The organism is Thioalkalivibrio sp. ALE10 (assembly GCF_000381385.1).
Classification (GTDB): Bacteria; Pseudomonadota; Gammaproteobacteria; order Ectothiorhodospirales; family Ectothiorhodospiraceae; genus Thioalkalivibrio.
Window position 1 is genome coordinate 840820 of sequence record NZ_KB906450.1, and the last position, 15336, is coordinate 856155.

Below are 15336 nucleotides of genomic sequence, written 5' to 3' on the forward strand. Positions count from 1 at the left end.
TCCGGCGCGCTTGCGCCCACAGGCCTGAACCCCTTAGGGTCTTGAGGGAATCATCCCGTGCCCGCATGCGTGGCATGCCTACTCCGGGAAACCGCCGATGACTCAGCGTGACCAGGCCTCCTTCCAGTCCTTCCACTACCGGCTTTTGCTGCTCGTGCTGGCCGCCATCGTGCTGCTGGGCGCAGTGCTGGCGACCGTGGCGTATCAGATGCTGGAGGGCGAAACGCGCGAAGCGGTGCGCTCGGAAGTGACTTCTACTTCCGAGTCCACGGCACTCTACGTGTCCCAGTGGTTTTCTTCCAATGCGCGTCTGATCGAGGGGCTGGCCGAAGAGGTGCCGGTCGGCCGCGATCCGCGTCCGGTGCTGCAGCAGTTCGAGCGCATGGGCGAGGTCGATCTGACCTATGTCGGTGACGCGCAGGGCGGCATGATCATGTCGGATCCCGAGACTTCACTGCCGGGTGATTTCGACCCGCGTACGCGACCCTGGTACGAGGGTGCGCTGCTGAACGATGGTCTGTATATCACCACGCCGTTCGAAGATGCCGCGCAGGACCGGCTGATCATCTCCATGGGCGCGCCGGTCTACCGCGACACCGGCGAGCTGCACGGGGTGGCGGCCGGGGACATCGGCCTGCAGGAGGTGGCTGCCAGCGTGGCCGGTCTGGATCTGCGCTGGGACGGCCATATGGTGCTGGTCGACGAGGACGGCATGGTGGTTGCCCACCCGGATTCCTCGCGGGTGCTGCAGCCGCTGGTGGATGCCATCGAGGAAGGCGGCGGTTTCGACCCGCTGGACCCGTCGTACGAGGGTGAGCTGCGCGAGGTGGTGATGGATGGCGAGGAACGCCTGCTGCACGCCACTCCCATTCCCGGTACGGACTGGTACCAGGTCCTGAGCCTGGATCGCTCGGCCGTGACCGAACCGCTGCGCGATCTGCTCTGGCAGTTCGCCCTGTGGACCGTGGTGGCCGTGGTCCTGGTGGGAAGCGGCACGGCGCTGATCCTCAACCGGCTGGTGCGGGTGCGCCGGGAACTGGAGAGCGAGATGAAGCTCGCACGCGAGCAGGCGGAGAGCGCCACCCGCGCGAAGAGCGAGTTCCTGGCCAACATGAGCCACGAGATCCGCACGCCGATGAACGCGATCATCGGCATGAGTCACCTCGCCCGGCGGACCGAACTGACCCCCCGTCAGCGGGGGTACATGGACAAGATCGACAACGCGGCCCAGCGCCTGCTCGGCCTGATCAACGACATCCTCGATTTCTCCAAGATCGAGGCCGGCAAGCTCGAACTGGAAGATGCCCCGTTCCACCTCGATTCCGTGCTCAACGGGGTCACCGACGTGGTCGGGCACCGGGCCGAGGAGAAGGGCCTGGAACTGGTGCATCACGTCGCCCCGGGGACCCCGCGGGACCTGCGCGGGGATGCCCTGCGTCTGGGGCAGGTGCTGACCAACCTGGTGGGCAACGCGGTCAAGTTCACCGAGCAGGGCGAGGTGGTGGTGAAGGTCTCCGCGGAGGCGGTGGACGACGGCTATGTCACGCTGCGGTTCTCCGTGCGCGATACCGGTCCGGGCATGAACGAAGAAGAGGCGCGCCGGCTGTTCCGTTCCTTTACCCAGCTGGATGCCTCGATCACCCGGCGCCAGGAGGGGACCGGCCTGGGGCTGGCGATCAGCCGCCAGCTGGTCGAGATGATGGGCGGTGACATCGGCGTGGAAAGCACGCCCGGCCAGGGGTCGACCTTCAGCTTCACCGTGCGCCTGGCGGTCGAGACCGAGCCGGCTCAACCGGCACGTGCTTCCTTCTCACGCTCGCTGCGCGGCCACCGCGTACTGGTGGTGGACGATTCCGCCGCGGCGCGCGAAACCCTGGCCGCCATGCTGCGCGACCTCGGTATCGACGCGGATACCGCCGCCTCCGGCCCCGAGGCGCTGCAGGTACTGGAGCGGGCGCCGGAGCAGGGCCTGGCATACGACATGGTCCTGACCGACTGGCGCATGCCGGGCATGGACGGCCTTGAGGTAGCCCGCCATATCAATTCCGGCCGCAAGCGGCAGGTGCCATCGGTGCTGATGGTGACCGGCTTCAGTCGCGACGAGGTTCTGCAGCAGGCGGAGGAGACCGTGGACGGGATCCTGCTGAAACCGGTGACCGAATCCACGCTGCACGACACCATGGTCGAGCTGCTGCAGGTGGCTGACGCCGAGCAGGCCCCGCGCGAGGCGGCCCCCGAGCCGGACGACGAAGTGCCACGGCTGGACGGGGTCCGCGTCCTGCTGGCGGAGGACAACGCCATCAACCGGGATCTCGCCGTGGAACTCCTGGAGGACATGGGCTGCGAGGTCACCACGGTGGAGAACGGCCGCGAGGCAGTGGATGTCGCGCGGGCCGACGCGTTCGACGCGGTACTGATGGATATCCAGATGCCGGAGATGGATGGCCTGACCGCGACCCGCCGGCTGCGGGAGGACCCCGCGCTCGCCCGGCTCCCGGTGATTGCGATGACCGCGCACGCGATGGCGGGGGATCGCGAGAAGAGCCTGGATGCGGGGATGAACGACCACGTGACCAAGCCGATCGACCCGGAGGCACTGGCTCGGACCCTGGCGACCTGGGTGGCGCGTCATGCGGCCTCCGGCGGGACGGCCCCCGGGATGGACCGCGCACCCACGGAGGGCCGCGAGCCGGCGGCATTCGAGGCGGCGCCGGTCACGGATGGCGCCGCCGGGGAAATCGCGGCCCCCGCGCCGAGTGCCGGTGGCGGAGTGGACGGATTGCCCGACGAGCTGCCGCCGTTCGACCTGCCGGCGGCCCTGGCGCGCTGCAACGGCAAGGCGTCGCTGCTGCGGCGCATGATCCTCGGCCTCGAGGAGCGGTACCGTGATGTGGGAACGGAACTGCGCGGCCTGCTGGATCGGGGTGAGCTCGAGGACGCCCATCGCCTGGCGCACTCCCTGAAAGGCGTGGCCGGGTCGCTGGAGCTGCATGCCTTGCGGGATGCGGCCGAGGCGATCGAAGTCGAGCTGGCCGGCGGCGACACGCAGTCCGCCCGCGCGCGGCTGCCCGATCTGGAGTCGCATCTGGCCCCCGCCATCGAGGCCGCCCGCAGCCTGGACGCTGCCGACGGGGCCACGGGTGGTGCGCCGGAGGACGCTTCCGCCGGGCCGGTGGCCCCGACGGGCGGAGCCCTGCCCGTCCCGGCCCTGCAGGAGTTGCGGGCCCTGATCGAGAGCAACAATCTCCGCGCCCGGTCCGAGTTCCGTGCCCTGCAGGAGGGGCTGCTCGGTCGGGGGCATGACGCCACGGTGCGGGAACTGGAGGCCCGGATCGAGGAACTCGATTTCGAGCAGGCCCTGGCCGCCCTGGATCGGCTGCTGGAGCAGGCCGGGGAGGAATCATGAACAGCGCGCATCGGGCACGCATCCTGGTGGTGGATGACGAACCGGCGAACATCGAGCTGCTGGCCGGCATCTTCGAGGACGAGCACGAGGTGCTGTTCGCCACCAACGGACACAAGGCCCTGGACCTGGCGGCCTCGGCTCGGCCTGACGTGATCCTGCTGGACGTGATGATGCCCGGCACCGACGGGTTTCAGGTCTGCGAGTGGCTGAAATCGGAGCGTGCTACGGCGAGCATTCCCGTTATCTTCATCACCGGCGTGGGGGACACCGAGGGCGAGGCGCGCGGGCTGGAACTGGGCGCGGTTGACTATGTGAACAAGCCGATCAATCCCCCCGTGGTGAAGCTGCGGGTGCAGCATCAGATCGAACTGAAACGGGCCCGCGACCAGCTGACGCGCATGGCGGTCACCGATGGCCTGACGGGACTCGCCAACCGGCGCCAGTTCGAGGAGACCCTGGAGGGGGAGAACGCCCGGCTGGCCCGTTCCGGGGGGGAACTCTCGATCATCCTGCTGGACATCGACTATTTCAAGCCGTTCAACGACACCCTCGGTCATGTGCGCGGCGATGACTGCCTGCGCGAGGTGGCGCGGGTACTGGACGCGACCGTCTCGCGCTCGGCCGATCTGGCGGCGCGGTACGGCGGCGAGGAATTCGCCTGCATCCTGCCGGATACGGCGCTGGCGGAGGCAGTCACCGTGGCGGAACGGGTGCGCGTCGCCATCACCGAGCTTGCCATTCCGCACCCGGCGTCCGAAGTGGCGGATCACGTGACCGCCAGCCTCGGGGTGGCGAGTCTGCAGTGCCAGCCGCGCCGCTCCGCGCTGCGGGTGGTGGCGCGCGCCGACGAGCAGCTCTACCGGGCCAAGGCCGAAGGCCGCAACCGGGTCTGCGCCGCGGACGGACCGGAGGAGTAAGCGGGGCTCAGGCGCGGGTGAACAGCGGGAGTTCGTGGCGCCGGGCGTTGGCGGCCAGGAAGCGGCCGCGCCCGGGCCGCTCGGCCTCGAGGGCGTCGAGACACTGCGAGGCCTCGCCCGCCACCGTCGCCAGGAACACCTCCAGTTCGCGCGGGTCCACCCGCGGCGCACCGAAGGCGCCACCGCTTTCCGTCGGGTGCCAGAACAGCCGCGGCTGCCAGTTGCAGCCCTGAATGCGCGGATCCTCGAACAGGGCCTGCACGCGTTGCAGCAGTTGCGAGTCGTGGTCGGCGCTCGCGCTCATCCGGCCTGCCCATAGCGGCGTTCGATGTAGGCCTCGACGCGGGCCTGGAACTCCTCGGCGATATGCTCGCCCTTGAGGGTCACGGTCTTCTCGCCGTCTTCGTAGACCGGCGCGACCGGCTGCTCCCCGGTGCCGGGCAGGGAGATGCCGATGTCGGCATGCTTGCTCTCGCCGGGACCGTTGACCACGCAACCCATCACCGCGACGGTCATCTCCTCGACCCCGGGGTAGTGCTGGCGCCAGGTCGGCATCTGCTGGCGGATGTAGCTCTGGATGTCCTGTGCCAGGTGCTGGAAATATTCGCTGGAGGTGCGGCCGCAGCCGGGGCAGGCCACCACCGAGGGCAGGAAGCTGCGCAGGCCCATGCTCTGCAGGATCTCCTGCGCGACGCTGACCTCCTGCGTGCGGTCGCCGCCGGGCTCCGGGGTCAGCGAGATACGGATGGTGTCGCCGATGCCCTGCTGCAGCAGGACGGACAGCGCGGCGGTGGAGGCGACGATCCCCTTGGCCCCCATGCCGGCTTCGGTCAGGCCCAGGTGCAACGGGTAGTCGCAGCGCGCGGCCAGGTCCTGGTAGACCCGGATCAGTGGCTGCACGCCACTGACCTTGGCCGACAGGATGATGCGGTCATGCGGCAGGCCGATGCGTTCGGCCTCGGCGGCGCTCTCCAGCGCCGAGGTGATCAGGGCCTGCTCCATCACCGCCTGGGGTTCCAGCGGCTCCGGGCGCTGCGCGTTCTCGTCCATCATGCGCGCCAGCAGTTCCTGATCAAGGCTGCCCCAGTTCACGCCGATGCGGACCGGACGGTCGAAGCGGATGGCGGTCTCGATCATCGCCTGGTATTGCGTGTCGCGCTTCGAGCCGCGACCGACGTTGCCCGGATTGATGCGCAGCTTGGCCAGGGCCTCGGCGCATTCGGGGTATTCGGTCAGCAGCTTGTGGCCGTTGAAGTGGAAGTCCCCCACCAGCGGCACGTCCAGGCCCATCGCGTCGAGCCGCTCGCGGATCTCCGGCACCGCCTTCGCGGCATCGGCCGAGTTGACCGTGATGCGCACGATCTCGGAGCCGGCGCGCGCCAGTTCGGCCACCTGGACCGCGGTGCGCAGGGCGTCGGCGGTGTCGGTGTTGGTCATCGACTGGACCACCACGGGATGCTCGCCGCCCACGGTCACGGGACCAACGCGGACGGGGACGGTGCGGTGCCGGACGGGAGGCGTGCTCATGGTCGTTACTCGCGTGCTGGGTCGGGCCGGATCGGGTGCCGAGTCTAACGCAGTCGCGCGGGCCTGCCGAGCCGCCGCAGGCCGCGCGGGTGCTTGTGCGGCGGTGATGCCCGTTACAGGCCCAGCACGGCCACGGCCACGCCGAAATAGATCAGGATGCCCCCGATGTCGACCACCGAGGTGATCAGCGGCGCGCTGGCCACCGCCGGGTCCAGCCGCAGGGCGGTCAGGGCAAACGGCAGGAGCATGCCGAACATCGCGCCGAACACCACCACCAGGAACATGCCCAGGGCGATGGCGTTGGCGACCTCCAGCGAGCCCAGCCAGTTGCCGGAGAGCCAGATGGCGGCCGCCAGGGTCACGCCCAGTGCGGTCGAGACCAGCAGTTCCTTGCCCCCCAGGCGCCAGGCGTCGCGCAATCGGACATCGTTGACCGCCAGCGAGCGCACCACCAGGGTTGCGGCCTGCGAACCGGTGTTGCCGCCGGTGGCGATGACCATCGGCAGGAAGAAGACCAGGGCGACCACCGCCTCGATGGCCGCCTCGTAGCGGGCGATCGCCAGCCCGGCAAAGATGTTGACCACCACCAGGATCAGCAGCCAGCCGATGCGCTTGCGGTACAGCAGGCCCATGCTGGCGTCGCGCAGCGACAGCACCACGTCGCCCACCGCGGCCATGCGGTGGAAGTCCTCGGTGGTTTCCGCGCGCAGCACGTCCATGACGTCGTCGACGGTGATGATGCCCAGCATGTGGCCCTGGTCGTCGACCACCGGCAGCACGTTGAGGTCGTAGTGGCTGATGCGGTGGGCCGCCTCCTCGCGGTCCTCCTCGGCGGTGATGCTGGCCACGTCGGTGTGCATCAGGTCGGCAACCCGCGCGGAGGCGCGCGCCAGCAGCAGCTCCTTCAGCCGCACCCAGGCCAGCAGCTCGCCGGCCGCGGTGGTCACGAACACCGTGTTCACGGTCTCCGCCACCTCGTGGTGGGCGCGCAGATGTTCCATGGCCTCGCTCACCGTCCATTCGGGCTGCACGGTGACGTACTCCGGGGTCATCACGCGCCCGGCGCTTTCTTCCGGATAGGCCAGCAGCGAGCCCACCGCCTCCTGGCTCTCCGCCGGGAGGGTCTCCATCAGGGAGTCGGCATGGTCGTCGCCCAGGCCGTCGATCACCGCCACGGCGTCGTCCAGCGAAAGGGCGGCGACCAGGTCCGCGGCCTGCTGCTCGTCCAGCGCGGCCAGTACCCGGGACTGATGATCGGGCTCCAGGTGCGCGTACACCGGCGCGGCGCAGGCCGGCTCCAGACGCTGGAAGAAGGCGACTGCCTGATCCTCGGGCAGGGTCTCCAGCGCGTCCGACAGGTCGGGTGCCGCATGCGCGTTGCAGATCGCGTTCAGCGGGCCGTCGGAGCCCTGCTCCAGAGCGGTGCGCAGGGTGTCGGGTAGGTTGTCGATGTCGTGATCGGTCGGACTCATGCGGGTTCCCCTCAGGCCGGCGTGGCAAGGCCGAGCATGGCCACGGCCAGCGAGAAATAGATGGCGATGCCGCCGAGGTCGGCGATGGCGGTGACCAGTGGCACGCTGGCGGTCGCGGGGTCGAGCTTGAGGCTGCGCAGGATGACCGGCAGCAGCATGCCGACCATGCTGGCGAAGGCCACGATCAGGGTCATCGCGACCGCCACCAGCACCGCGATCTCCATGCCGCCGCGCCACAGACCCAGCAGCGATACCGCGATCCCCATGCTGACGCCGATCCCGGTGGCCACGCCCAGTTCCTTGGCCCACAGGCGCAGCCAGTCGCGCGTGGTGACCTCGCCGGTGGCCATCGCGCGCACCATCAGGGTCGAGCTCTGCGCCCCGGCGTTGCCGCCGGAGTCGATGATCAGCGGCAGGAAGAACACCAGCACCGCCACCGCCTCGATGGCCTCCTCGTACTGCGAGATCATCAGGGCGCCCAGGGTGTTGAACGCCACCAGCCCCAGCAGCCAGCCGACCCGCTTGCGATACAGCAGGAACGGGCTCGCCTGGCGCGGACTCAGCGGGAGGTTGCCCACCGAACCCAGCTTGTGGAAATCCTCGGTGGACTCGGCCTCGATCACGTCCATGACGTCGTCCACCGTGACCACGCCCAGCAGCTCGCCGTTGTCGCCCACCACCGGCAGGCTCTCGATGTCGTAGTGCTGGATGCGCCGCGCGGCCTCGACGCGGTCGGCGTCCACCTGCACGGTGTAGGGCGATTCGTCGTCGATCAGGCTGCGTACCGGGCTGTCGGGCTCGGCGCGCAGGAAGCGCCGGATGGGGATGGCGGCCAGCAGGGTGCGGTCATCGTCGACCACGAAGATCACGTTGTTGGAGTGTTCGTCACCGGTGCGCCGCACATGGGCCAGTGCGCGCTTGAGCGTCCAGTCCGGGGCCACCGCGACCACCGACGGCGACATCACCCGGCCGACCGAATCCTCGGGGTAGTTGAGCTGCTTCAGGGCACGGCGGATGGCGCGGAACGGCAGCAGGCGCAGGTATTCGCGCAGGCGTTCGGCGTCCAGGGTCTGCAGCAGCGCGGTGAGGTCGTCGGTCTCCATCTCGGAGAGCAGAAAGCGCGCATCCTCGCGTGACGACGCACCCAGCAGTCGCAGCTGGAAGGGGATGTCGAGATAGGCGAAGACGTCGGCCTTGCGCCCGGGATGCAGCCGGTTGAAGATCGGGGTAACGGCGTCCGCGGGCAGCTCCATCAGCGCATGTGCAATGTCCTGGATGCGCATGTAATCCAGCAGCTCATCCAGGCCGGCGCGGTCGTCCAGCCGGACCAGTTCGCGCAGTTCGATGATGGACTGTTCGAGGTTGTGTTCCATGCCCTGCTCCCGGCGGTCGCTGGCGGATCACCGGCACGCGCGGCGCGGTGACGACGAGGGACCGTCGTAATCGGATTTCCAGGACGGGGCAGATCGCAGGATCCGGCCGCCTCCCGGCGCTCTTGTGTCATGAGGCCCGGCGGCAGCGGCGGAGAAGGGTGCGCAGTGCTTACGGCCGGGCGACGATAGATCGACAGCGTGTTCGGCGTTTCATCATGCGTTCCCTTGTGGCAGGTCCCGTTATTCTAACGGATCCTCTGTTTCACTCAAGTGCTTGCGTGCGATGCTTGCACCGGTTTGAGCACTCGCGCGAACCTTCGGGGCTGCGCCCGGTCGCTTGTTTGACCCCGTCTGGAGCCGAGCATGTCTTCGTCGCCGTCCCCATCCGCTGCCCCGTCGCAGGATCCCGTTCTGAACGTGGCCGCGCTGACGTTCGCCTATCCCGGCGCGCCGGAGACGCCGGTGCTGCGCGGGGTGGATCTGACGCTGGCGCCGGGGGAGCGGGTGGCGATCGTCGGCGAGAGCGGTTCCGGCAAATCCACCCTGCTGCACCTGGCCGCGGGGCTGGAGCGCCCGGGCGGGGGCGAGGTGCGGCTGGCGGGGACTTCACTCGGTGCCCTGGACGAGGCCGGCCGCACGCGTCTGCGTCGGCGTGTCGCCGGCATCGTGTTCCAGTCGTTCCATCTGATCCCGACCCTGGATGCGCGCGAGAACGTGATGCTGGCACTGGAGCTGGCCGGGCTCCCCGACGACGTTTCCGGCCGCCGGGCGCGGGTCGCGGAGCGTCGCCGGCGTGCGGACGCCGCGCTGGCGGCGGTCGGCCTGGAAGGACTGGGCGGACGCCTGCCCGAAGCCCTCAGCGGCGGGGAACAGCAGCGCGTGGCGATCGCCCGCGCGCTGGTGCACCAGCCGGCCCTGATCCTGGCGGACGAACCCACCGGCAACCTCGATTCGGTCACGGGCGAGTCGGTCTTCTCGCTGCTGCTGGAGCAGGTGGCCACGCATGACAGCGCCCTGCTGCTGGTGACCCACAGCGCGGAACTGGCCGGCCGCCTCGACCGCATCCACACCATGCACGACGGTCTTCTGCGGGAGGGCTGACGGCCATGGGGCTGATCTGGCGGGCGTGGATGCGCGACTGGCGCCGCCGGCCGCTGCAGCGGATGCTGACCCTGCTGGGTGTGGTGATCGCGGTGGCCGTGGTGCTGGCGGTGGATCTGGCCAATCAGTCCGCGCAGAGGGCCTTCGACCGTTCCATGGAGACCGTCGCCGGCACCGCCACCCATCAGGTGCTGGGGCCGCCGGAGGGCTTTGCCGAGGCCCTGTATGCGGAACTGCGCAGCGCCGGTCAGCGGGAGACGGCGCCGGTGGTGGAAGGCGCCGCGCGTCTGGAAGACGGCCGCAGTATCTATCTGCTGGGCGTGGACCCGTTCGCCGAGGGGCCGTTCCGCGGCGCCGCCTCGGACATCGGCGCGGCACCCGTGCAGCGGCTGCTGACCGAGCCCGGGACGGTATTGCCGCCACGCCAGTGGTTCGCGGAGCAGGATGCGGCGGATGGCGACCGGATCGAACTGCTGGCGGCCGGTGGCCGCCACGCGGTGCGGGTACTCGCGGCGGACGGGGCCGGCGAGGACGACGGGCGGGTGTGGGTGACCGACATCGCCACCGCCCAGATCCTGCTGGGGCGCGACGGGCGCCTCGACCGCATCGACCTGCGGCTGGAGGATGCCGAGGCGCAGCGGGCGATGGAACGCGCGCTGGAGCAGGCCGCCGGGGCCGCGGGGGTGAACCCCGCGGAGCTGGAGATCGTCGCGTCCGGGGCGCGCGATCAGGCCTCGCGCGAGCTGGCTCGGGCGTTTCGCATCAACCTCACGGCGATGAGCCTGCTGGCGCTGCTGATCGCGGCGTTTCTGGTCTACAACACCCAGACCTTCGCGGTGCTGCGCCGGCGCGAGGTCCTGTCCAGCCTGCGCCTGCTGGGGGCGGGGCGCGGTCGGGTCGTCGCCGTGGTCCTGCTGGAGGCGGCGCTGGTCGGACTGATCGGGACATTGCTGGGGGCGCTGGCGGGGATCGCGCTGGCGCAGGCACTGGTCGCGCAGGTGGCGCAGACCGTCACCGACCATTTCTTTGCCGCGGCGGTCACGCAGGTCACGCCCCGGCCGCTGGCACTGGCGGCGGTGCTGCCACTGGGAGTGGGCGTGGCGCTGCTGGCCGCGCTGGCCCCGGCGCTGGAGGCGGCCCGCCACGCGGGGCCGTCGGGGCAGGGTGCCGGGGCCGGCGAGGCGCGGGCGCGGCGGCGGGCCAACCGTCTGGCCGTGACGTCCCTGGGCCTGCTGGTCGCCGGTGCCGGGGTGCTGGTCACCGACGTGGCCGGGCTGCCGGGGGCCTTCTTCGGCCTGTTCCTGCTGATCGCCGGTTTCGTGCTGCTGCTGCCCCGAGTTCTGGGGTGGGCGCTGCGCGGGCTGGCCGTCGTCAGTGCCGGCCGCAGCCTGCCGCGGATCGGGCTGCGCAGCCTCGAGCGCAGCCTGTCGCGCAGCGGCCCGGCCGCCTCGGCACTGACCCTGGCGCTGGCGGCCACCATCGCGGTGTCGGTGATGGTGGGCAGCTTCCGCGGCAGCGTGGAGCAGTGGCTGGCACAGGCCCTGACCTCGGATCTCTATGTGACCCCGGTCGCCCCGGCCGCGGCACGGGATGCCGCCCGGCTGCCGCAGGACTGGGCCGGGCCGCTGTTGAGCGAATCCGGGGCCGAATCGCTGAGTACCGGTACCACGGTGGAGACCGGCAGCGACGCGGGTCGGGTCGAGCTGTTCGTGGTGCGGCCGCACCCCGACTGGCTGGAACACCTGCCGCTGCTGCAGGTGGATGGTCCCCGGGGCGGGCTGGCGGACCGTCTGGCCGCCGGCGACGCCGTGCTGGTGACCGAACCCTTCGCCGCCCACCACGACCTGCAGGCCGGCGACGGCCTGGAGCTGGCGGTGCCGGGCGGCCGCCGGTCATTCGCGGTGGCAGGGGTCTACCGGGACTATGGCTCGCCTCGGGGGCGGGTAATGATGCCCCATGCGGCGTATGCCCGGGACGGGCCGGCACCGGCGGGCGTGGGTTCGTTCGGGCTGGTGCTGCCGCCGGATGCCGATCCGGAGGCCGCGGCCGAACGCATCGAGGCGTGGCTGGCGGAGCGGGATCCGGCCGCGGTGGTAACGCGGCCCGACACTCTCGAGGAGGAATCCATGGCGATCTTCGACCGGACCTTCGCGGTCACCCACCTGCTGCGCATCATCACCCTCGTAGTAGCCTTCATCGCCATCCTCGGGGCATTGATGGCGCTGCAGATGGAGCGCGCCCGCGAGTTCGCGACGCTGCGCAGCCTGGGGCTGGAGCCCCGGGGCGTGCGGGGCCTGGTGCTGCTGCAGGGCGGGGTGCTGGGGCTGTTCGCGGTGCTCGCGGCGATCCCCGGGGGGCTGGGGATGGGCTGGATCCTGATCGAGGTGATCAATCGTCAGGCCTTCGGCTGGGGCATGGACCTGCGCTGGCCCGGGCGTGAGGTCGCGGGCACCGTGGCCGTGGGGATGGTGGCCGCGCTGCTGGCGTCGTTGTGGCCGGCCTGGCGCATGGCCCGGATGCGTCTGCTGCCGGCGTTGCGGGAGGTGACCTGATGCGGGGCATGCTGCGAGCGGGGCTGCTTGTGCTGTTGCTGCCGGGTGTGTGGCTGGCGGGCTGTGGCGGGGAGCCGCCGGACCCCGCGTCCGACGAAGAGGGGACCGCGCTGCGCGTCGCCGATGCCCTGGGCGAGGAGGACGTCGAGGGCTTTCGCCGGGCCGAGGAGCCGCGCGCGTTCGAGTTCCCGCGGGATCATGGGCCACATCCGGGGTTTCGCAACGAGTGGTGGTATCTGACCGGCAATCTGGAGGGCCCCGACGGCGGCCGCCACGGGTTCCACATCACCTTCTTCCGGGTGGCGCTGGCGCCGGAGCTGGAGGGCGACCCGGCGTTTCACGGGTCGATCTGGGCCACGCCGCGTCTGTGGATGGCGCATGCCGCGATCCTCGACGTGGAGGGCGACTGGCATGCCTCGGAGGAGCGCTTCGCCCGGGATGCCGCCGGGCTGGCGGGTGCCAGCGAGCCGGTGGGCCGGGTGTGGCTGGAGGACTGGGCGCTGACCGGCCTGGCGGGCGACACCTGGGATCTGCAGTTCACGGTGGACGGGCGCGAACTGGAACTGGAGCTGAAACCGGAGCGCGCCCCGGTGCTGCAGGGCGAGGCAGGGCTGAGCCAGAAGGGGCCGGAGCCGGGCAATGCGTCCTACTACTATTCCGTCCCTCGGATCGCCGCGCGCGGCACCCTGCGCGATGCGGACGGGGCGGAACGGGCGCTTTCGGGGCAGGCCTGGCTGGACCGCGAATGGAGCAGCGGCGCCCTGGCCGAGGGCCAGATCGGCTGGAACTGGTTTGCCCTGCAGTTCGACGACGGGACCGACCTGATGTACTACCAGCTGCGGCGCGATGACGGCACGCCCCATGAGCTTTCGAAGGGCCGCTGGATGCCGGCCGATGCCCCGGACCACGAGCTGCGCCCGGAGCATGTGGAGCTGGACCCGCTGCGGCATGCGCGCATGCCCTCGGGGAACCGCTATCCGGTGGTCTGGGCGATGACGGTCACGCTGCCGGATGGCAACTCGCCCCGGCGTTTCCGCGTGGAGGCGGTGCGGGAATTTCAGGAAATGGATACGGTCATTCCCTACTGGGAAGGCGCGGTGGACATCCGTGACGAGGAGGGCGAGCTTCTGGGCCGCGGCTTCGTGGAACTGACCGGCTATGAACGCGAGGACGAAGAATGAACGGAATGACCGGTGGCAACGCGGATGCCCTGCGGGTGAAGGTCTGGGACTGGCCGACGCGGGTTTTTCACTGGGGACTGCTGCTGTGTCTGGTGGGCCTGTGGTACACCAGCACCGAATTCATGCTGTTCCGGTGGCACAAGTGGCTGGGTTACACCGTGCTGGGGCTGCTGCTGTTCCGCATCGTGTGGGGCTTTGTCGGCAGCGAGACGGCGCGTTTTCGCCACTGGCTGGCGGGGCCGGTGACGGTCGCGCGTTACGTGTGGGGCCGACTGCGCGGGACGGCACCCGAATACCTCGGCCACAACCCGCTGGGTGGCTGGGCGGTCCTGCTGATGCTGGTGCTGCTGCTGGTGCAGGCGGTCACCGGGCTGTTCGCCAATGACGACATCTTCAACCAGGGGCCGCTGGCCGATTCCGTCAGCCGTGACGTCGAACGTACGATGACGCGGCTGCACAACTGGAACTTCGATCTGTTGCTGATCGTGATCGGCGTCCACGTACTGGCCGTGTTCACCTACCAGTTCATCCTGCGGATCCGCCTGATCGGCGCGATGATTACCGGCTACAAGCGCGGGGCCTGGTCGGACCACCCGCATATCGCGAATCCCTGGTTCGGGCTGGTGCTGGCGCTGATGGTGGCCGCACTGGTGTTCGGGGTCGGGTCCGTCTGGGGATAACAGGTTGTGGGAGCTTGCTTGCAAGCGAACGGGCTGCTGGTGCCTGTGCTTGATCGCTGCCGCGGGCCTTGAGCTGGCGCTGCGGAGTCGGCGGTTTTCGGTTGCCGCCGGGGGTGTTGCGCTCTCTCGCGAGCGCGCCGCGAGGTCCTTTCTTGTGTGAACAAGAAAGGACCCAAAGAAGTCACCCCGACTGCCGCATCCCGGTCCGCTGACGCGGCCCGGGATGCCCTCGCTCCGAGGCCGGTCGCGGGCGGCGCTGAACTCGCGAAGCTGCGCTTCGCTCGGACAAGCAGCGCCTTTTCTCCCGCGCCCGACCTCTGCGCTCGGTGCGGCAAACGGGGCTGCAGGACCACCGCCCGTTCCTTTTTCGCCAGGCGGGCAGGCCGGGGGTTATGAACGCCCCCGGCCGAGACCAGGACCGTTGGCAACCGATTGTGTCGGATCGGCGAGAGGGCTCGCCTCCTACCGTGTTGAAGTCTGCCCCCGCAGGAGGCCGGCCCTCCGGCCGATCGGGGCCCGGATGCCGTGTCGCATGGGAAGATGTCGCCCCCAAAGGACACCACGAGCCTTCGGTTCGCTTGCAAGCAAGCTCCCACAGTCACTGTTGCATACCCGGCACCGGGAGGGTGCCCGGGTAGGGCCATGGGCATGCCCTGCCGAGCCACATGATCTTCTTCCATCAGGGTTTCGGGTGGAGCTTCTGCCCACACGCGATTCCTTTTAAGGATGGACGGGAATGAGCTCTGCGAAGGGCCCGTACCAAAGCTTGAATCCGTTGGTGCACCGGACCGCCGCTGCATCAGGAACCGGGGAATGCACGATTCGGGCGCCCCACGATCAGCCGGGCCGGGACCGGGGCACCAATGGCCGGAGCGCCTCCGGTTTACCCCCCTCCCGTTGCGAGCCCCTTGCGGAGGGTGCCCCGCGCCGGAAACAAGGCGCCGGCTGTCTGAGCGAAGCGTAGCTTCGCGAGTTCGGCGCCGCCGGCGCGGGGCACCCGGAGCAAGGTTCCCGGGCGAGCTCCGGGTGCCCTTCTTTGGGTCCTTTCTTGGGCAAGCAAGAAAGGACCTCGCGGCGCGCTCGCGAGAGAGCGCACCCCCGGCGGCAGCCAAAACCGCCGACTCTGC

Annotated in this window: 10 protein-coding genes; 6 read left to right on the forward strand and 4 right to left on the reverse strand. The window is 69.9% G+C overall.

The genetic code is table 11. The features are described from left to right. Nucleotides 1-97: 97 nt before the first annotated feature. Together F788_RS0104170 and F788_RS0104175 are read left to right on the forward strand one after the other, a co-directional pair. Nucleotides 98-3406 (forward strand): response regulator, encoded by a 3309-nt coding sequence (locus F788_RS0104170; RefSeq protein WP_019589332.1) that lies wholly within the window; start codon nucleotides 98-100, stop codon nucleotides 3404-3406. Continuing rightward, a complete protein-coding gene (locus F788_RS0104175; RefSeq protein ID WP_019589333.1) occupies nucleotides 3403-4323 on the forward strand; it encodes a diguanylate cyclase in 921 nt (306 codons plus the stop codon). Before F788_RS0104170 ends, F788_RS0104175 begins: the two co-directional genes overlap by 4 nt. Nucleotides 4324-4330: 7 nt before the next feature. On the opposite strand, the gene F788_RS0104180 is transcribed toward F788_RS0104175, so the two are convergent. From F788_RS0104180 to mgtE (F788_RS0104195), 4 genes are all read right to left on the reverse strand, one after another. Beyond that, on the reverse strand, nucleotides 4331-4627 hold the full coding sequence (locus tag F788_RS0104180; protein WP_019021180.1) for a hypothetical protein: 297 nt from the start codon (nucleotides 4625-4627) through the stop codon (nucleotides 4331-4333). Next, complete coding sequence (gene ispG, locus F788_RS0104185; RefSeq protein WP_026332700.1) at nucleotides 4624-5850, reverse strand: flavodoxin-dependent (E)-4-hydroxy-3-methylbut-2-enyl-diphosphate synthase; 1227 nt, start codon at nucleotides 5848-5850, stop codon at nucleotides 4624-4626. Before ispG ends, F788_RS0104180 begins: the two co-directional genes overlap by 4 nt. 113 nt (nucleotides 5851-5963) lie before the next feature. Continuing rightward, nucleotides 5964-7322: a magnesium transporter gene (mgtE, locus tag F788_RS0104190; RefSeq protein WP_019021178.1), complete on the reverse strand. Its 1359-nt coding sequence runs from the start codon at nucleotides 7320-7322 to the stop codon at nucleotides 5964-5966. An 11-nt stretch (nucleotides 7323-7333) separates the two neighbouring features. Further along, entirely contained in the window at nucleotides 7334-8695 is a 1362-nt protein-coding gene (gene mgtE, locus F788_RS0104195) for a magnesium transporter (protein WP_018869934.1), read from the reverse strand. Nucleotides 8696-9112: 417 nt separating this feature from the next. On the opposite strand from mgtE (F788_RS0104195), the gene F788_RS0104200 reads away from it, so the two are divergent. From F788_RS0104200 to F788_RS0104215, 4 genes are read left to right on the forward strand one after another with little or no spacing between them, the layout of a single operon-like run. Beyond that, nucleotides 9113-9796: an ABC transporter ATP-binding protein gene (locus F788_RS0104200; protein ID WP_019589335.1), complete on the forward strand. Its 684-nt coding sequence runs from the start codon at nucleotides 9113-9115 to the stop codon at nucleotides 9794-9796. Between the two features lie 5 nt (nucleotides 9797-9801). Beyond that, nucleotides 9802-12348: an ABC transporter permease gene (locus tag F788_RS0104205; protein ID WP_019589336.1), complete on the forward strand. Its 2547-nt coding sequence runs from the start codon at nucleotides 9802-9804 to the stop codon at nucleotides 12346-12348. Next, a complete protein-coding gene (locus tag F788_RS0104210; RefSeq protein ID WP_019589337.1) occupies nucleotides 12348-13529 on the forward strand; it encodes a lipocalin-like domain-containing protein in 1182 nt (393 codons plus the stop codon). The genes F788_RS0104205 and F788_RS0104210 overlap by 1 nt, the downstream gene beginning before the upstream one ends. Nucleotides 13530-13534: 5 nt before the next feature. Next, complete coding sequence (locus tag F788_RS0104215) at nucleotides 13535-14209, forward strand: cytochrome b/b6 domain-containing protein (protein WP_018946330.1); 675 nt, start codon at nucleotides 13535-13537, stop codon at nucleotides 14207-14209. Nucleotides 14210-15336: the final 1127 nt, after the last annotated feature.

Excerpts from the sequence above, each read along its gene's own strand:
- F788_RS0104170 (WP_019589332.1), top strand. The coding sequence starts at position 98 with ATGACTCAGCGTGACCAGGCCTCCTTCCAGTCCTTCCACTACCGGCTT.
- F788_RS0104175 (WP_019589333.1), top strand. The coding sequence starts at position 3,403 with ATGAACAGCGCGCATCGGGCACGCATCCTGGTGGTGGATGACGAACCG.
- F788_RS0104180 (WP_019021180.1), bottom strand. The coding sequence starts at position 4,627 with ATGAGCGCGAGCGCCGACCACGACTCGCAACTGCTGCAACGCGTGCAG.
- ispG (WP_026332700.1), bottom strand. The coding sequence starts at position 5,850 with ATGAGCACGCCTCCCGTCCGGCACCGCACCGTCCCCGTCCGCGTTGGT.
- mgtE (WP_019021178.1), bottom strand. The coding sequence starts at position 7,322 with ATGAGTCCGACCGATCACGACATCGACAACCTACCCGACACCCTGCGC.
- mgtE (WP_018869934.1), bottom strand. The coding sequence starts at position 8,695 with ATGGAACACAACCTCGAACAGTCCATCATCGAACTGCGCGAACTGGTC.
- F788_RS0104205 (WP_019589336.1), top strand. The coding sequence starts at position 9,802 with ATGGGGCTGATCTGGCGGGCGTGGATGCGCGACTGGCGCCGCCGGCCG.
- F788_RS0104210 (WP_019589337.1), top strand. The coding sequence starts at position 12,348 with ATGCGGGGCATGCTGCGAGCGGGGCTGCTTGTGCTGTTGCTGCCGGGT.
- F788_RS0104215 (WP_018946330.1), top strand. The coding sequence starts at position 13,535 with ATGACCGGTGGCAACGCGGATGCCCTGCGGGTGAAGGTCTGGGACTGG.